This window comes from Candidatus Pantoea edessiphila, from assembly GCF_002933335.1.
Taxonomy (GTDB): domain Bacteria; phylum Pseudomonadota; class Gammaproteobacteria; order Enterobacterales; family Enterobacteriaceae; genus Pantoea_C.
The window spans coordinates 83,420-102,454 of record NZ_PDKS01000002.1 but is presented as its reverse complement, the minus strand read 5'-3'; the positions used below and the strand labels follow the sequence as shown (position 1 = coordinate 102,454).

The following is a 19,035-nucleotide window of genomic DNA, read 5'->3' as shown; positions in this document are numbered from 1 at the left end:
CAGTGCAATGTTCTATCCATTATATAAACAAGTAATTTTTCTCCATTAAAATTAATAGCGAATAGCCATGGCTTCAATCTCAATGTTTACGTCTTTTGGAAGCTTAGACACTTCAATACAAGATCTTGCAGGAAAATTAGCTTTATTTTCTATAAAAAACAATTCATATGCTGAATTTACTAATTCGATATCATTAATATTTTTTAAAAAAACTGTGGTCTTAAAAATATTTTTTACATGCAATTCTGCTGCTTCAATAATAGATTTTACATTATCTAATGTTTGAAGAGTTTGTTTATATATTTCTTTATCAATTATACCGGTAATTGGATTTATTGGTATTTGGCCGGAAACAATAACTATTTTCCCTAGATCTACACCTTGAACATAAGGACCAATAGGAACAGGAGCCTGTTTTGTATTTATTTCATAAAACATTGTAATCCTTTTATAAATTATATTTAATTATTATTTTATTGACATTAAATGACGTGCAAATTCTCTTTCACAATATATACATTTCAAGTACTTAGATAGTTTATTTTTAGATATTATTCTAAATTTAGAAAATTTTAATTCACTACGGCTAATACAGTTGTCATTAGGACATATGATAATATTTTTAACAAAATCTGGTAATGAAGGTGTTATTTTTGATATTACTTTATATTCTTCAATATAGTTTACTGTGGCATCTGGTGTATATACTGCTAATTGATTTACCTGATCTTGATTAATAAAAGTATTATTAATTTTAATTAAATCTTTATAACCAATTAAAACTGATGGCAAATTTAAACCTATAATAATGTTTTGACTACTATTATTTAGTTCAAATAATGATAGTAATTTAATGCCCATTTTTATTGGTATATGATCTATAATAGTACCTTTTTTTATTGATTTTACTTGAAATTTATTGATTTGTTTCATAATTTTCATCCTATAATGTACATTATATGATAAATTTATTATTTAAAACCAATGCTAATAAAGCTTGGCGAGTATAAAGTCCGTTTTGAGCTTGATGAAAATATTCAGCATAAGGTGTGTTATCTAAATTAGTATTAATTTCGTTGGCACGTGGTAAGGGATGAAGTATTTTCATAGTATTACGAGCTTTTTTCAAATCACTAATTTCTAAAATCAAATTTGATTTTATATTAGAATATTCTGATGTTTTAATGCGCTCTTTCTGTATACGAGTCATATAAAGAATATCTAAACAAGGCATTATTTGCTTAAAATCATTGTAATATGACCATGGAATATTGTATCTATCAAGCATATTAATTATATATTTTGGCATAGATAAAGTATTAGGACACATAAAAAAGAATCGATTATCATTAAATTTAGCTAAAGCTTGTGTGAGTGAGTGCACTGTACGACCATATTTTAGATCACCTATAATAGCTATATTTAAAGATGTCAAACGGTTTTGTGTTTCATAAATAGTATATAAATCAAGTATAGTTTGTGTTGGATGTTGATTAGTTCCATCGCCTGCGTTTAAAACCGGTATACCATTTGAATATTCTGCTGCTAGACGAGTTGCACCTTCCTGCGGATGTCTTATTATAATAGCATCTACATATTTACTAATTACCGAAACAGTATCAATCAAGGTTTCTCCTTTTTTGCCTAATGAAGTAGTATTTACGTCAGTAAAACCAACTACTGAAGCTCCTGATCTATGGATAGCTGTTTCAAATGATAAACGAGTACGTGTTGATGCCTCAAAAAAACAGCTAGCTATTACTTTGTTTTTTAATAGTTCCGGTTGTGGTTTTGACTTCAGTTTTTTTGCAGTACGTAGTGTAAGCATTAACTCCTCTGAGCTAAGATCATTTATTGAAATAATATGTTTATGATATAATATATTCGACATATATTTCTTTTATTCCTTATTATGCACACAATAAATATTTAATTACATATAAAATAATCATTGATTATTAATTAGAAAGTAATATTTAGTGTCTATTTATTTTAAATTCGTTTAATTTTAACAATTAACATTATCGTTAAAAGAATAAATTTTCTATTGCAGTTTAACAAGAGTTGCCACCATAATAGCTTTAATAGTATGCAGTCTATTTGATGCTTGATCAAAAACAATGCTATGATTTGATTCAAATACTTCTTTGCTAACTTCAATACCACCGTGAAAATTATATTTTTTTGACAATTTAAGACCGAGGTCAGTGTCTTCATCATGTAATGATGGTAAACAATGTAAGAATTTTACTGTGGAATTTCCAGTTAATTCTAGCATTCTGCTATTAACTTGATAATCTCGTAATAATCTAATACGCTCATCCCAAATTTCTTGGGGTTCTCCCATAGATACCCAAACATCAGTATAAATAAAATCTGCATTATTTACCCCTTCATTTACATTATCTGTAAAAATTATCTGTCCTCCATTTTTTTGAGAAATTTGCAGACAATTTTCAACAAATTGACCTCTTGGCCAAAGGCTTTTATGTGTTAATATTCTTAAATTAAATCCAAGTAAAGCAGCAGCTTCTAATATACTGTTTCCTATATTATTTCTTGCATCACCTACGTATACCAATTTTATCTCATTTAGTTTTTTATCTAATAAATGTTCTTGCATTGTTAATAAATCAGCAATTATTTGAGTGGGGTGAAACTCATTTGTTAAACCATTCCATACTGGAACTCCAGAATATTTAGCAATTGTTTCTATTGTCTTCTGACTAAATCCTCGATATTGAATGCCATCATACATACAACCTAGTACTCGTGCAGTATCTTTTATAGATTCTTTATAACCAATTTGAGTGTTATGACTGTTTAAATATGTAATATTAGCGCCTTGATCATATGCGGCTACTTCAAAAGCACATCTAGTACGAGTGGATTCTTTTTCAAAGATTAATACAATATTTTTACCTTTTAGGTATTGAATTTCCTTTAGGGCTTTTTTTTCTTGTTTTAATATTGATGACATTTTAATTAAATATTTTATTTCATCAGAAGAAAAATCTAATAGTCTTAGGAAATGACGTAAGTGTAATTGATTCATACAAATCTCCATAATATTTAGTGAAATAAATTAATAGTAAAAGTATGCTGATTTTGTATTATTAATGACACAATACTTGTTTCATTCAATATATCAGTAAATGATTTAGTTTAAAAACCATATTATTTCCTAATTGTACAATCAATCAATAATCTATTAAATTTGCATTTTTGATTAATTGTTATTTATCTTTATTTTTTTGTTCATTTGTTAGAACTTATATATTGATAATATAAGTAGATATGTGATCATCAGATCTAACTTAGTTGTTATTTATTTAAAAGATTTAATTCAGTATTATTATCTAATAGGGGTATTATTATTTCAGCTTCTTGAATATTTTTGTTTAATGACATTAAATTTTTATCTTTTTTGGATAAAATAGTTAAATTTTTTAAATTTGCTAATTCTATTAAAATAGGAAAATTAGATTCTACAATTTTTACTACTGATGTAGAACAGTTAAATAAAAATAATTCTATTGGTTTTTTAAATTGTATCTTCATGTCTCTACGAATATTACGTATTTCAATAATAAATTGTTTTATCCAATCAAAATATTTTTTCGATTCATTGTCTTCTTGTTCTCTATCATATCTGGGAAATGGTCGATACATTATTGTATCTTCTTGTCTACTTGTAATTTTTTTTATTTTTTGCCAAACAGCTTCAGTTATGAAAGGGATTATTGGATGTGCTAATCGCAATAGTGATTCCAATACACTTAATAAAGTGTTTTGAGAGTTATATATTTCATTTTGATTTTTATTTTTAAACACTATTTTAGTTATTTCTATGTACCAATCACAAAATTCACTCCAGGTAAAATCATATAATAGATTAGCTGCTATATCAAAGCGATATGTATCTAGCGCTTCTCTATAAACTTTTACTAGATTATTAAATTCAGTTAGAATCCATCGATCTGCAACAGATAATTTGATTGATTTATCTTTATGATTACATTGATAATGTTCTAAATTAATCAAAACAAAACGACTAGCATTCCATAATTTATTACAAAAATTACTATAACCTTCTAAACGTTTCATATCCCAATGAATATCGCGACCTTTAGAGCTTAAAGCAGCTAATGTAAATCTTATTGCATCAGCACCTGATGGTTTAATTCCATTTGGAAATTGTTTTTTAGTAATTGCATAAATTTTTTTGGATAATTGTGGTAACAACATATCACTTGTACGTTTTTTTAGTAACTGATTCAAAGAAATACCATCTATTATGTCAATTGGATCAAGAACATTGCCTTTAGATTTCGACATTTTTTGACCTTGTTCATCTCTAATTAGTCCAGTAATATAAACTATATTAAAAGGAACTTGCGGTTTGCCGTCTTTATCTTTAATAAAATGCATAGTTAACATGATCATACGAGCAATCCAAAAAAAAATAATATCAAAACCACTAACTACAATATTAGTTGGATGGAAGGTATGCAATAATTTATTGTTGTTTTTTGGCCATCCCAAAGTCACAAAAGTCCAAAGACTAGATGAAAACCAAGTATCTAAAACATCATTATCTTGCCTCAACAAAATATTAGAATCTAAATTATTATTCTTTCTTACTTCGTTTTCACTGAATCCAACGTAAATATCACCATCATTTGAGTACCAAGCAGGTATACGATGTCCCCACCATAGTTGTCGAGAAATACACCAATCTTGGATGTTTGCCATCCAAGAAAAATACATATTTTCATATTGTTTAGGAACAAATTTTATCTGTCCCTTTTTAACTGCTTCAATAGCTACATCTGCTAAAGGTTTAGTCTTTATATACCATTGATCAGTTAACATTGGTTCAATCACTACTCCACTACGATCACCATAAGGAATAGTAAAATTATTAGTTTCAATTTTTTCTAGCAAACCCATTGCATCCATAGTTTCTATAATTAATTTCCTAGCAATAAAACGATCAAGTGTTCTAAACTGCTCTGGAATTTCATTACTATACATGTCGCTTTGAATACCATTTGTATCATAAATATGCAAATATTCTGAGATACAACCACTAAAAGTAAAAATATTAATCATGGGTAATTTATGACGAAGTCCTACTTCATAATCGGTAAAATCATGAGCAGGGGTAATTTTTACACAACCACTGCCTTTATTCATATCAACAAATGTATCTCCAATAATAGGTATTATTCTTTTTATTATCGGTAATATAATTGATTTCCCTATAAGATGTTTATATCGACAATCATTCGGATTCACTGCAACAGCAGTATCACCAAAAAATGTTTCTGGTCGCGTAGTAGCAATTGTTAAATAATTTTTATTATCAATAGTTTTCGCATTATCTAAAAATGGATATTTAATATACCAAAGTTTACCTTCTACATCTCTATTTTCTATTTCTAAATCAGAAATAGCAGTACATAATTTAGGATCCCAATTAACTAAACGTTTTCCTCTATAAATTAATTTTTCATTGTACAGATGAATAAATACTTCTTTTACTGCTTCGGAAAATTTTTCATCCATAGTGAATCTTTCACTTTCCCAATCAATAGAGTTTCCTAAACGACGCATTTGGTAATTAATAGTATTACCTGATTGTTTTTTCCAATGCCAAATTTTTTGAATAAACTCACTACGTTCATAATCCAGACGTACTTTGCCTTCTTCTAATTTAGTTTTATTTTCAACTATTATTTGAGTAGCAATGCCAGCATGATCAGTACCAGTTTGCCATAATGTGTTTTTACCTAGCATTCTATTATAACGAACCATAATATCCATTATAGTTTGTTGAAAAGCATGTCCCATATGTAAACTACCAGTAATATTAGGAGGGGGCAACATTATGCAAAAACTCTCTTTATCAACATCACCAGATGGCTTAAAGTAACCTTGTTTTTCCCAATGTTCATAAATACTTTTTTCAAAGCTTTGTGGATTGAATTTTTTTTCCATTGTCTCTAATATCTTTCAATAACTATAATAATATTATGTTTAATTTAAAACCAAATTTACGATACTCTTTATAACGAACACGAGCTAATTCTTTAAGATAATCTTCTTCGTATGGTGCGAAATCTATTATTTCTTTAAAATTCAGAAAGATATTTGAAAACTTAAAAAATAAGTTAATTAAGATATCATAAGAAGTTAAATTAATTTCATTTTGAGACCACGCTATTTCTATCGGTGCTCCGCTATTAGGACCTTCACCAATAATATTATGTGGTATAAAAGCATCTAAAGGTTGCTCCCATAAAATATCATCAATATAGATAGCTTGTATCTTATTTTCGCAATAAACTAAAACTTTTTTTCTTTGATACCAATACTTTCTGGATAGATGACTCAACAATGTATTGGTATTTAAATTGCTATTCGACAAATAATAAGATTTCATAACATAAAAAGTTACTTGTTTCATAATATAAATACTAGATAAATATTAATCATACTCATTTAAACCTGTACGATTTATCAGGTACTGAGATATCAAAGCTACTGGTCTACCAGTTGATCCTTTAATTTTTCCAGATTGCCAAGCAGTACCTGCAATGTCCAAATGTGCCCAATTATATTTTCGTGCAAATCTAGAAAGAAAACAAGCTGCAGTTATGACTCCAGCAGAACGTCCACCAATATTTGCAACATCTGCAAAATTTGATTCCAATTGATCATGGTATTCATCAGTCATAGGTAACCGCCATGCTCGATCTCCTGATTGATCAGAGGCATTGATAAGATCATTAGCCAATGAATTATGATTGGATATTAAACCACTTATATGATTACCTAGGGCAATTACGCATGCTCCTGTTAGAGTTGCAATATCAATAACAACTTCTGGGTCAAATCTTTCAACGTAAGTAAGTATATCACATAATATTAAACGACCTTCAGCATCTGTATTTAACACTTCAACTGTTTGTCCTGACATTGTTGTAATTACATCCCCTGGTCGAATAGAATTACCATCAGGCATATTTTCGCAATTTGCCATAATACCAATAATATTAATTGGTAGATTTAGTGTAGCTACTACATTCATAATACCAAATACTGCCGCAGCACCACACATATCATATTTCATTTCATCTAAATTACTAGAGGGTTTTATAGAAATACCACCAGAATCAAATGTGACTCCTTTACCAATTAAAACAATGGGTTTGGATTTTAAATCATTTGTTTTATAATTTATAACTGATATTAATGGTTTGTTTTTAGAACCCTTACTAACCGCTAAATATGCATTCATGCCCAATTTTTTCATTTGATTTTCTTCTACTATAGTAGTACTTATATTATCAAATTTTTCATCTAACTTACGTGATTGCAATGATAGATACTCGGAATTACAAATATTAGGAGGCATATTACCAAGGTCTTTTGCAATTTTTATACCGTTAGCAATTGCAATACCATGCTGAATTGCTTGTTCTCCAATATTTAATTCACGTCTAGTAGATACATTAAATACTAATTTACGTAAAGGTCTTCTTATTTCTGTTTTACTTGTTTTTAGTTGATCAAAATTATATAGTGCTTCCATGGAAGATTCAGTAGCTTGTCTTACCTTCCAATAAGTATTACGTCCTTTAACATGCAGTTCAGTGATAAAACAAACTGATTCCATAGATCCAGTATTGTTTAAAGTATTAATAATTTTTTGAATGATATATTTATATTGACGTTCGTTAAGTTCTCGCTCTTTACCACATCCGATAAGCAAAATACGTTCTGATAGGATGTTTGGTACATGGTGTAATAGTAACACTTGTCCTACTTTCCCTTCAAGTTCTCCTCGACGCAATAGAGCACTTATATATCCATCACTGATTTTATCTAATTGTTCAGCAATACTTGATAAGCGACGTGGTTCAAAAACACCAACTACTATACAAGCGCTTCGCTGTTTCTCTGGGCTTCCACTTTTTACACTAAAATCCATACCAACTCCTAAATTTAAAAAAAATCTTAACAACAACCCAAAATATCACCATAATTGATACATTTCATTTAATTAATAATTGAGATAATAGTTTTTCAAAACTTACTCAAATTTTCAATAGATAATTATTCGTACGTATGTTATTTTGGTATTCATTTTGGAATATTAATTAGAATATTATTTTTAATAGGCTTATTTGACTTTACTCTAATGTGAGATAAATAAAAAAACAATAAACACTTTTTGATAAAAATATAAAAATATTTTTATATATAGCCAAATATTAATAAATTAAAAATATCATAATGATTATCTTTTTTTAAAATAATTATATTTACAATACCAACATTTTTATCTAAACCAGAAATCATATAAAATTTATTTTTCAGGCAATAACGATAATTTATATTTTATCATTGTTTTTGTTACTCTTAGATATAATGCAACTAGTTATAAATTGCAAGCTTTTAAATGATCAAAAGTAATATTTTTGTTTTTAATATTGATAATTTTTATATCGCATTGAAAAAAAACTATTAACTGATTTAAAATATAGCAATATTGTTTTTTCATCAATAAATTGTTTAATATTGTGAATTTATTACAATTCAATAAACATATACATTATTTGAATTTACATATGCTTTATTTTTCTTAATATATAGTTAGTGACGAATGATAAATTTTCATATATTATGAAAAATAAGTTATAGTATTAAACATATTCTATATAAACTACAGGTTATCGTCGTTAAGATTGTAGTTGTCAAGCCGAAGTGGCGAAACAGGTATACGCAGTTGATTCAAAATTAACCGCACTAGTTAGTGCTTGCCGGTTCGATTCCGGCCTTCGGCACACTGTTTACTTGAAATAATATTTTTATATGTATCATTTTCTTATTTAATTTATTAATGTTGAGTATCTAATAAACGATCATATTGAATAGCTTATAAAAACCTTAAGTAATTCTATTTGTATACAAAATTATCATTAGAAAAATTGTGCGAAGAGAGGGATTTGAACCCTCATGTCTATAGAAAAGACACCAGTACCTGAAACTGACGCGTTTACCAATTTCGCCATCCTCGCTCTGTTTGATTAGTATATTAAATTAAAATAATTGTCATTTAAATTAATTTTTAATTTATTATTATAATAATAAAGCATTGATATAATAAATATATAAAATTTGGAATTATTTTTTATTTTATCTTTTAAATTTGTTTGGGTTACATTTATATAAATTTAATATATTTATATTAAATAATTTTCGATCGATATAGTATAAATTGGGTTTTTAATTTGATAAACATCAAAAACAATTGTATTAATTATAAAAGAGATATAATTTTACAAAAAATAGGAGTTATTCATTACAAATTGTATAGAATAAATTTGTTAAAAGGATTGGCAAATTTTGATGTATCATCATATATAAAATTAGTAATTATCACTCACGATGTAATTGATTTTAATAGACCTTTTATAAAAGATATACTATATGCTTTACATGTGCAACGTTATCAAGTATTCATTTCTAGGCCAGAACAATTTAAAATAATTATGGATAAGTTGACTTGTCCTTTTTGGTTAATAGGTAACAATATGAATATAAAAAATAAAAAGTTACTTGATAAAAAAAGAATATTGCGTAGTAGTTCCTTATTGGAATTAGCAAATAATAAAAAGGAAAAACGCTTATTTTGGAAACAAATATATAATTGCTATACTTAACATGTTATATTTTATAATCAAAATATTTTAAATATAAATAAAATTTAAGGATGCTATGTCAGATTATAACAATATGGTGCAATTTAAGAAATGATATTTCATTGATGTCCCATTTTAATTTTTGTTTTCATAATACTAATACAGAAATATTACACCACTGTTCATCAAACGAGACGGATTGGATATTTTATGGTAAAGAATTAAACAAAAGAACATTTATTAATTATCAAAAAAAACTTGATATAAAATTAGTAATCATTAATTTTTGGACAATAGATAAATATAAAGTGGTTAGTATAAAAGGACTAATTACAGAAACTGCTATTAGTTTAGCCTATAAATTAGGATGGGATGTAGCGCCATTAATTAATATTCCAGATCTCAAAAAACCAGGATTGTTAATATTGGATATGGATTCAACGGCAATTCAAATTGAATGTATAGATGAAATTGCTAAAATAGCATATCGCAATAATTTTGTAAAAAAAATAACTAAAAGCGCCATGAAAGGAGAAATTGATTTTGTTAGAAGTTTAAAAAACAGGGTAGAAATGTTAAAGGGGGTAAAAGAAAGTGTTCTTAAACAGGTTCTTGATACATTACCATTAACATCCGGTTTAATCGAATTAGTTGAAAATTTAAAATTATTTAACTGGGAAGTAGCTATTATTTCTAGCGGATTTAAGTATTATGCATCTTATCTAGAAAAAAAACTCAATCTAGTAGAGAGTATTGCTAATGACTTAGAAATTGAAGATGGGCAGCTTACTGGAAAACTAGTGGGTAAAATAGTAGATTCTAAGTATAAATTAAACAGTTTAAAAAAAATTTCTAACAAACTGAATATCGCTTTAGAACAGACCATAGCTATAGGTGATGGTTATAACGATTTATTAATGATTAAATCTGCTGGTTTAGGTATAGCTTACAAGGCAAATTATTATGTAAATAAGCAAGTAATATTTAAAATTATTAATTCGGATTTAATGGGAGTTTTTTGTATTTTGAGCAGTACTATATATTAATTTAATTAAAGATTTTTACATCTATCTATAATCATAATACTCAACTAATTTCATAATATAAAGATCACTTATTTATAATATAATTTATTTGTTATTTTTTCGATTATTCAAATATCCTATATTATACATTGATAGTTCATTATTACAATTATACAAATAAATAAAATGTGATATTTATTGTATTAAATAAAATTAAATTGTTACTTTAAATATTTTTTATACAATAATATTTGATATTCTATGTTTTCAGGAAAATTTAATATTTAAAATAAATACATTAATAAGGAAGATGTAGCAGGTGAAAATAAAATTTAAATACTTGATTTTTATTTTGTTGATTATAACAGCAAGTTCTTATGCTGATACTATTGATCAGCAACGCCATAATTACCAAATTGCAAAAAATGCCTGCTCAAAAAATAATATAAATGTTTTATATAAAGTATTACCTAAATTAAAAAATTATCCTCTATACCCTGATATCCAATATGAAATAGAAGTTCAAAAAATAAATAATGATATTGATATATCATCAACCGCAATCTCAATAAATGCATTTATTGAGAAATATCAAAATTTACCCTTAGCAAATTTAATAAGCAATCAATTCATAAGTTACTTAGCTAAGAAAAAACAATGGAAAACTTTGGTTGATTTTAGTTCAAAACCTCCTTATCAGATAAGATCTCTATGTAATTGGTATTATGCCAGAGCATTTGTTAAAAATGAACCGGTAAATTTTAATACTTTAGTAAACAAATTGATCAATCGCTTTAATATTCCTAGTGATTGTAATAAGTTGTTTTTTATTGCAGATAAAAATATCAAACCATCTTCTATAAATGTTGTTAATACTATAGAATTTATTCGTTTAGCAATGCAAGCTCATAATGATAATTTAGTAAATTTTTTAATTAAAATATTACCTGCAGATTACAAAAATACTGCGGATTGGATTTTAGCTCTTAAAAAACAACCGCTGTCGATCACTGATTTTATTAAAAAAGTAAAACCAAGTCCTTTTACTCTACAAGCAATCAAATACTCATTATTTCATTTATCACATAAAAATTTTGAATTAGCTAGAACAACTATTCCAATAATTTTGAATCTTTACAAGATGCAATCTTCTGATATTCAGTCATTAAAAGAGATAGTAGCGAGTGATATGATGCATGAAAATATTAGTTTTGCTCAAGAAAAATGGCGAGACAAAGTTATCATGCACAGTAAATCTATATCATTGATTGAACGTCGTATTCGTTTATCTCTGATGCGTAATGACATGAATGGATTGAAAAAATTAATTTTTCATTTGCCTGCACGAGCAAAAGAAAAAGACGAATGGCAATACTGGCTATCATATATCTTTTATAGACAAGGAGACAAAAAAAAGGGTGATAATATTTTACATAAATTAATGCAAAAAAATGGTTTTTACTCATTAGTAGCAGCTCAAAAATTAGGTTTGATTTACCCATTTAGACAAGATCATGCTCCGGCACCTGATTCTTCTATTCCAAAACTCAAGGAAATAAATAGGATACGTGAATTAATTTATTGGAAAAAATATAATCTAGCAAAGATCGAATGGCAACATTTAATTGCTAATAAATCTATTAGAAAAAAGAAAATGCTAGCTCGTTATGCTAATGAACAACACTGGTGGCACCTAAGTGTACATACCACTATTGATGCTAAGATTTGGCACAATATTAAGGAACGTTTCCCATTAGCATGGCATAATATGTATAAAAAGTATACTGATAACAAAAATATTCCAAAAAACTATGCGATGGCTGTAGCAAGGCAAGAAAGTGGATGGAATCCTGTAGCTCATTCATTAATGAATGCTATGGGACTTATGCAACTCGAACCAAGTGCTATCAAACAAACAATAAAAGTTTATAAAATAAAACGTTTGTTTGATTTTAAATCAATATTGGATCCAGAAATAAACATTTGGATAGGTACTAGTTATTTGGAATATATTTTTAAACATCTTGGGAATAATAGAGTTTTAACTTCAGCTGCATACAATGCTGGATTAACTACTATGAATAGTTGGAGACACAGAAGTGCAGGAAAATTAAACGTAATAGCATTTATTGAGGCTATTCCATTTAAAGAAACCAGACAATATGTTAAAAATGTTTTATTATACAATGCATACTATAATTATCTCACAGGAACACCTAGAAATATTTTAACTCTCAATGAATGGAGAGATCACTATTAATAAACTCCGCTATTTATCTATCAATTTATATATAATATTAGGGAGTAAATTGATCCATTTGGTATGATTTTTTATGAAAAATTTATATATAATATTCCTAAAAAATCAATTTGTTTGCTAATATTTTTTATATAATCATCATGATGTATTTAAATATTTAATATTATCGATTTAACAATTCTAAAATATTATAGATAGAATTTTATGGTATTTAAAATATCATAATATATCTTTAGTAAAGCTAGTAAAGTAAATATTATACATTAAATAATGTTCCAGCTAATTTTAGCTAAAAAAATATTGTAAACAAATTAAATATTTGTATATAAACACCTTCATTATTAGCATCGCTGTTACTGCAGAAGTAGTATTAAGCAGTCATACATAAAAAAGGAACAATCACTTACTTGAACGATATATTTCTTAATGTTTGTTCTTGGTACTTAGGAGAGTTTGCATCATGCGAGTACTGAAATTTGGTGGAACATCAATGGAAGATGCTAGCCTTTTAGTTCGAGCAGCTGATATTTTAGAGCAAAATGCACAAAAAGGACAAGTTATCACTGTATTATCTTCTTCGACTAAAATTACAACATTTTTATCAGAAATAATAAAAAACAACATTATTAATAAAGATAATTTGTTGAGTATTAAAGAAGTGGAATATAGTTTTTCCCGTTTATTATTAGATTTAATTAATATTCAACCAACATTAAATTTTAGTTATTTAAAAAATTTTATAAAAATAGAATTTAATAAAATAAATAAAATGATACATGGACTAACATTATTAAAAAAATGCACAGATAATTATTTTACTTCTATTTTATGTATGGTTGGAAAAATTTCTGTTGTTATTATGGAGGAAATATTAAAATCAAGGAACAATAACACTATTGTAATAGATCCAGTAAAAACATTATTTGTATATTGCAATGATGTAGAATCTAAAATTGACATTGTTGAATCTATTAAACGAATTAGTATATACAGTAATACTCAAAAAAATAATATTATTCTCGTAGCTGGTTCTATAGCTGGTAATAAAAGAGGTGAAATAATATTATTAGGAACTCATGGTTCTAATTATTCAGCCGCAGCATTATCTGCATGTTTTAATGCAGAAATATGTGAAATATGGACTGATGTAAATGGCATATATTCATGTGATTTAACTCAAGTACCCAATGCAAAGCTATTGCAATCAATATCCCATAATGAAGCTAAAGATTTAATTTGTTTTGGTTCTAAAATACTAGATTTAAAATCTATAAAACTTTTTGCTGATTTTAATATACCTTGCCTTATTAAAAATATTCATGATATTAAATCTACTGGAACTCTTATTAACAACACAAAAATTCAACAAAACAAAAAATCAGCAAAAGCTATAGTAAGTTTAAGTCATGTAGCGATGCTGAATATTTCAGGGCCATCATTACAATATCGATTGTCAGATACAATATCCCGTATAGTTAATATTTTATCAAATTGTAATATCCTACTTTTTTCGAGTATACAAAATTATTTAAGAAATAGCATTAATTTTTACATATCAGAAAAGGATTTAAAGTTAGTTCATCAAATCCTTATAAAAGAATTTGAATTTGAACTAAAAAACAAATTATTTGATTCTTTAGAAATCACTAAAGATTTAGGAATAATTTCTATTATCGGAGATCAAATATCTAACATCAAGGGGATTTATGGGAAAATTTTCCCAAATCTATCATATGATCATATCAATATTAAAACAATCTTACATAATCATTCCAAAAGCTCAATTTCAATTGTTACGAATAATAATGAAATTAAACATAGTGTAAAGGTAATATATAATTCATTGTTTATCAATTATAAATCAATAGAAGTTTTTTTAATTGGAGTAGGTGGTGTAGGGAATGCACTTTTAAATCAAATCAAAAGACAGCAAAATTTCTTAAAAAAAGAAAAAAATATAAAGATATGTATTTATGGTATTGCTGATTCACGAAAAGCTTTAACTAATTTAGGAGGTATAAATTTAAATGATTGGAAATCTAATCTAAATAAAACCGGGAAAATTTTTAATATTAATGAATGGATTAGTTTACACAAAACACATTATATGTCTAATCCAGTAATTATAGACTGTACTGCTAGCCAGGAAATTGCTAATCAATATACAAAATTTTTATCTAATGGTTTCCATATAGTAACATCAAATAAAAAAGCTAATACTGCTTCTTGGCATTACTATCAAAAAATACGAGCTATAGCTGATAATTCAAATCTCAAATTTCTTTATGAAACTAATGTTGGAGCTGGTTTACCAGTGATTGAAAACTTAAAAAATTTATTAAATTCCGGAGATCAATTAATAAAATTTTCTGGTATTTTATCTGGATCTCTTTCTTTTATTTTTGGGAAGTTAGATGAAGGATTATCTATATCAGAAGCTACAGAGATGGCTCGTAAAAATGGTTTTACAGAACCAGATCCTCGAGAAGATCTTAGTGGTATAGATGTTGCTCGAAAACTATTGATTATAGCACGAGAAATAGGTTTTCATTTAGAATTAAAAGATATAAATATTGAACCAATATTACCAAATGATATCAATAATATTGAAAATATCGAAAATTTTATGCAATATTTATCTAGATTTGATGACATATTCAAAAATAGAGTATCTAAAGCCCGAAATTATGGAAGAGCGTTAAGATTTGTTGGCACCATAGAAAATGGCGGAATATGTTCAGCAAAAATTGATGAAGTAAAAGAAGATAACCCACTTTATAAAGTTAAAAATGGTGAAAACGCATTAGCATTTTATAGTCGTTACTATCAACCTATCCCGTTAGTACTAAGAGGTTATGGAGCAGGTAATGATGTAACAGCAGCTGGTGTATTTGCCGATTTACTTCATACTTTATCCTAAAAGTTAGGAGTCTAATGATGGTAAAAATTTATGCACCGGCATCTATTGGTAATATCAATGTTGGATTTGATATTTTGGGTGTAGCTCTTGCACCTATTGATGGATCACTTTTAGGTGATTTTGTTACTGTAAGATCTGCTAAACATTTTAAATTAAATAACACAGGTAATTTTGCGAACAACTTACCCCCTAGTGTAGGGGATAATATAATTTACCATTGTTGGCAATATTTTTGCAAAAAAATTAATTCTATGACACCGTTAGAAATAACATTGGAAAAAAATATGCCTATAGAATCAGGATTAGGATCTAGTGCTTGTTCAATAGTAGCATGTTTGGTAGCGATTAATGATTTTTTTAGTCAACCACTTAATAACTATGAATTATTATTATTAATGGGAAATTTAGAAGGTTTTATTTCCAATAGTATACATTACGATAATGTAGCACCATGTTTTTTAGGAGGTATGCAGCTCATTTTGGAAGAAAATAATATTATAAGCCAGAAAATACCTTTTTTTTATGACTGGTTATGGGTGGTAGCATATCCTGGCATTAAGATATCTACTGCTAAAGCACGTTCAATTTTACCTTTACAATATTGTAAAAATGATTGTATTAAACATAGTCAATTACTATCTGGTTTTATTCACGCATGTCATACAAATCAACCATCTTTAGCTACAAAACTAATGAAAGATATACTAGCAGAACCTTATCGTATTAAACTATTACCTAATTTTTTAGAAATGCAAAGAAACGTTCAATCAAAAGGTGCAATGGTATCTGGAATTTCTGGATCTGGTCCTACAATATTTGCAATTTGTGAAAAAATTAACGAAGCAAACAGTGTAGCATCTTGGCTCAAGAATAATTATCTAAAAAATAGTCATGGTTTTGTGCACATTTGTCGCATAGATCATATAGGTGCACGAAAATTAGGATAAAACATGAGATTATATAATATTAAGGACCACAATGAGCAAGTGAGCTTTATTCAAGCTACTAAAAAAGGTTTGGGATCTAAACAAGGATTATTTTTTCCAGTTGAGCTTCCTAAATTAGATATTAATACTATTAACAGTATATTGAAAACAGATTTTTTAAGCCGTAGTTATAAAATTTTATCAACCTATATAGGCAATGAGATAACACCAAATAATTTGTTTATGTGTATTGAAAATGCGTTCTCTTTTCCTATATCTATCAGATCCATATCTAGTAATATTTCTTGTTTAGAATTATTTCATGGTCCTACGTTGGCGTTTAAGGATTTTGGTGGTAGATTTTTATCACAAATACTTTCATGTATTAGTGATAATCAACACACTACTATTTTAACCGCAACTTCCGGTGATACCGGAGCAGCAATATCTCATGCATTTTATGGTATGGAAAATATAAGGGTTGTAATTTTATATCCTCAACATAAGATTAGTCCTTTACAAGAAAAGTTGTTTTGTACAATAGGAGGAAACATTGAGACGATTGCTTTAGAAGGAGATTTTGATACTTGTCAATCATTAGTAAAAATGGCATTTAATGATAAATATTTAAGTAAATCACTTAATTTAAATTCAGCAAATTCTATTAATATCTGCCGTCTTTTAGCGCAGATTTGTTATTATTTTGAAGCTGTAGCACATTTTTCTGAAGAAATAAGAAATCAGTTGGTAATATCAGTGCCAAGTGGAAATTTTGGAAATCTTACTGCAGGTCTTTTAGCAAGATCTCTAGGTTTACCTGTTAAACGTTTTATAGCCGCTACAAACGTAAATGATACGGTACCTAGGTTTCTCAATAATGGTATATGGAACCCCAAAAAAACCATTCAGACTATATCAAATGCTATGGATGTAAGCAACCCAAATAATTGGCCAAGAATTCAAGAACTTTTTCAAAGAAAATCTTGGGAATTGACAAGTTTATCTTATGGTGTAGTATCAGATAAAGTTACTAGATCATCAATTAATGAATTAGATAAAATTGGATATCTTGTAGATCCTCATTCTGCTATATCTTGGCATGTCTTAAAAAACAGCATAAAAGATGATGAACATGGTTTGTTTATAGGAACTGCACATTTTGCTAAATTCCAAGACATTGTTCAAGATATTTTAGGAAGAGAAATAGTATTGCCTAATATACTCACAAAACATAACAAACTTCCTTTGTTATCATATAAAATGAAACCAAATTTCAGTATATTACGTGATTTTTTACTAAAATAAATATTTTTCTAAATGTATATTACAATCACAGTTTTAGATATAATACAACTTAGCAAAGTTATGCCAATGATAATATAAATAACACAATAGATTATGGATGATTAACTATAATTATTTACTTATTCATAAAACCGAGATAAATGCAATGAATACAACAAAAATTGGGCTTGTTTCTATATCAGATCGTGCTTATCAAGGTGTTTATCAGGATAAAAATATACCTATATTAACAACATGGTTAAATAATGCCATTATTACACCATTTCAATTAGAATCTTACTTAATACCAGATAAGCAAAAGTTAATTGAAACAATAATTTGTAAATTAGTAGACAAACATAATTGTCATTTAGTATTAACTATAGGAGGTACGGGACCTACAGAGAAAGACGTTACACCTGATGCTACATTAAAAATAGCTGATAGAGAAATTCCTGGTTTAGGCGAGCAAATGCGTCAAATTGGTCTTCAATTTGTACCTACTGCACTATTATCACGACAAGTTGCTGTAATTCGAAATCGCTCATTAATAATAAATCTTCCTGGTCAACCTAAATCAATTAAAGAAACCTTAGAAGGTTCTAGAGATCAAGAAGGAAATGTAAAAATATCTGGTATTTTTACTTGTATCCCTTATTGCTTAGATTTATTAAAAAATCCTAGGATTGAAACTAACCCGAATATAATATCATCATTTCGTCCCAAATAATAATGTTAACTATTTAATATATAAAAATCAACTCATTAATATGATTAAATATTAATAATAATATAATATATTTTACTATAATTAGTAAATTTGATAAGATAAATCATTTTTTAGTATTATCAGGTTATAGTATTATAAGGATTATAGAGTAATTATTTGTTCTTAACAAATACCTAT

13 protein-coding genes, 2 tRNA genes and 1 pseudogene are annotated in these 19,035 nt (G+C 27.1%); 8 read left to right on the top strand and 8 right to left on the bottom strand.

Annotation, left to right across the window (positions count from 1 at the left end; all coding sequences use genetic code 11):
• Positions 1-51 precede the first annotated feature (51 nt).
• The 7 genes and pseudogenes from CRV11_RS02070 to pepA form a co-directional block, all read right to left on the bottom strand.
• Positions 52-438, bottom strand: coding sequence for a Rid family detoxifying hydrolase (locus CRV11_RS02070; RefSeq protein WP_136131683.1), 387 nt, complete (start codon positions 436-438; stop codon positions 52-54).
• A 30-nt stretch (positions 439-468) separates the two neighbouring features.
• Positions 469-933 (bottom strand): aspartate carbamoyltransferase regulatory subunit, encoded by a 465-nt coding sequence (pyrI, locus tag CRV11_RS02065; protein ID WP_136131682.1) that lies wholly within the window; start codon positions 931-933, stop codon positions 469-471.
• Positions 934-955: 22 nt separating this feature from the next.
• Entirely contained in the window at positions 956-1,891 is a 936-nt protein-coding gene (gene pyrB / locus CRV11_RS02060) for an aspartate carbamoyltransferase (RefSeq protein WP_136131681.1), read from the bottom strand.
• A 153-nt stretch (positions 1,892-2,044) separates the two neighbouring features.
• Positions 2,045-3,055 carry an ornithine carbamoyltransferase gene (gene argF, locus CRV11_RS02055; RefSeq protein WP_136131680.1) on the bottom strand — a complete coding sequence of 337 codons (1,011 nt, stop codon included), beginning with the start codon at positions 3,053-3,055 and terminating at the stop codon, positions 2,045-2,047.
• Positions 3,056-3,327: 272 nt separating this feature from the next.
• Positions 3,328-6,003, bottom strand: a pseudogene (locus CRV11_RS02050) (valine--tRNA ligase); the annotation flags it as partial.
• Between the two features lie 22 nt (positions 6,004-6,025).
• A complete protein-coding gene (locus CRV11_RS02045; RefSeq protein ID WP_136131678.1) occupies positions 6,026-6,472 on the bottom strand; it encodes a DNA polymerase III subunit chi in 447 nt (148 codons plus the stop codon).
• A 21-nt stretch (positions 6,473-6,493) separates the two neighbouring features.
• Positions 6,494-7,999, bottom strand: coding sequence for a leucyl aminopeptidase (pepA, locus tag CRV11_RS02040; protein ID WP_136131677.1), 1,506 nt, complete (start codon positions 7,997-7,999; stop codon positions 6,494-6,496).
• Positions 8,000-8,769: 770 nt separating this feature from the next.
• On the opposite strand from pepA, the gene CRV11_RS02035 reads away from it, so the two are divergent.
• A tRNA-Leu gene (locus tag CRV11_RS02035) sits at positions 8,770-8,855 on the top strand.
• A 147-nt stretch (positions 8,856-9,002) separates the two neighbouring features.
• Here CRV11_RS02035 and CRV11_RS02030 read toward each other — a convergent pair.
• Positions 9,003-9,089, bottom strand: a tRNA-Leu gene (locus CRV11_RS02030).
• A 213-nt stretch (positions 9,090-9,302) separates the two neighbouring features.
• On the opposite strand from CRV11_RS02030, the gene CRV11_RS02025 reads away from it, so the two are divergent.
• The 7 genes from CRV11_RS02025 (at position 9,303) to mog (ending at position 18,858) form a co-directional block, all read left to right on the top strand.
• Complete coding sequence (locus CRV11_RS02025; RefSeq protein ID WP_158674488.1) at positions 9,303-9,734, top strand: DNA polymerase III subunit psi; 432 nt, start codon at positions 9,303-9,305, stop codon at positions 9,732-9,734.
• Positions 9,735-9,838: 104 nt separating this feature from the next.
• The gene (serB, locus tag CRV11_RS02020; RefSeq protein WP_158674487.1) at positions 9,839-10,759 is read left to right on the top strand and encodes a phosphoserine phosphatase SerB; all 921 of its coding nucleotides are present in this window, start codon (positions 9,839-9,841) and stop codon (positions 10,757-10,759) included.
• Between the two features lie 298 nt (positions 10,760-11,057).
• Complete coding sequence (gene sltY, locus CRV11_RS02015) at positions 11,058-12,998, top strand: murein transglycosylase (RefSeq protein ID WP_136131674.1); 1,941 nt, start codon at positions 11,058-11,060, stop codon at positions 12,996-12,998.
• A 460-nt stretch (positions 12,999-13,458) separates the two neighbouring features.
• Complete coding sequence (gene thrA / locus CRV11_RS02010) at positions 13,459-15,918, top strand: bifunctional aspartate kinase/homoserine dehydrogenase I (RefSeq protein ID WP_136131673.1); 2,460 nt, start codon at positions 13,459-13,461, stop codon at positions 15,916-15,918.
• A gap of 17 nt (positions 15,919-15,935) precedes the next feature.
• Positions 15,936-16,865 carry a homoserine kinase gene (gene thrB, locus CRV11_RS02005; RefSeq protein WP_136131723.1) on the top strand — a complete coding sequence of 310 codons (930 nt, stop codon included), beginning with the start codon at positions 15,936-15,938 and terminating at the stop codon, positions 16,863-16,865.
• 3 nt (positions 16,866-16,868) lie between these two features.
• Positions 16,869-18,149, top strand: coding sequence for a threonine synthase (thrC, locus tag CRV11_RS02000; protein WP_136131672.1), 1,281 nt, complete (start codon positions 16,869-16,871; stop codon positions 18,147-18,149).
• Positions 18,150-18,294: 145 nt separating this feature from the next.
• Positions 18,295-18,858: a molybdopterin adenylyltransferase gene (gene mog, locus CRV11_RS01995; RefSeq protein ID WP_136131671.1), complete on the top strand. Its 564-nt coding sequence runs from the start codon at positions 18,295-18,297 to the stop codon at positions 18,856-18,858.
• Positions 18,859-19,035: the final 177 nt, after the last annotated feature.

Bases quoted from the DNA above. Each gene is read 5' to 3' on its own strand.
- CRV11_RS02070 (WP_136131683.1), bottom strand. From the start codon at position 438: ATGTTTTATGAAATAAATACAAAACAGGCTCCTGTTCCTATTGGTCCT.
- pyrI (WP_136131682.1), bottom strand. From the start codon at position 933: ATGAAACAAATCAATAAATTTCAAGTAAAATCAATAAAAAAAGGTACT.
- pyrB (WP_136131681.1), bottom strand. From the start codon at position 1,891: ATGTCGAATATATTATATCATAAACATATTATTTCAATAAATGATCTT.
- argF (WP_136131680.1), bottom strand. From the start codon at position 3,055: ATGAATCAATTACACTTACGTCATTTCCTAAGACTATTAGATTTTTCT.
- CRV11_RS02045 (WP_136131678.1), bottom strand. From the start codon at position 6,472: ATGAAACAAGTAACTTTTTATGTTATGAAATCTTATTATTTGTCGAAT.
- pepA (WP_136131677.1), bottom strand. From the start codon at position 7,999: ATGGATTTTAGTGTAAAAAGTGGAAGCCCAGAGAAACAGCGAAGCGCT.
- serB (WP_158674487.1), top strand. From the start codon at position 9,839: ATGTCCCATTTTAATTTTTGTTTTCATAATACTAATACAGAAATATTA.
- thrA (WP_136131673.1), top strand. From the start codon at position 13,459: ATGCGAGTACTGAAATTTGGTGGAACATCAATGGAAGATGCTAGCCTT.
- thrB (WP_136131723.1), top strand. From the start codon at position 15,936: ATGGTAAAAATTTATGCACCGGCATCTATTGGTAATATCAATGTTGGA.
- thrC (WP_136131672.1), top strand. From the start codon at position 16,869: ATGAGATTATATAATATTAAGGACCACAATGAGCAAGTGAGCTTTATT.
- mog (WP_136131671.1), top strand. From the start codon at position 18,295: ATGAATACAACAAAAATTGGGCTTGTTTCTATATCAGATCGTGCTTAT.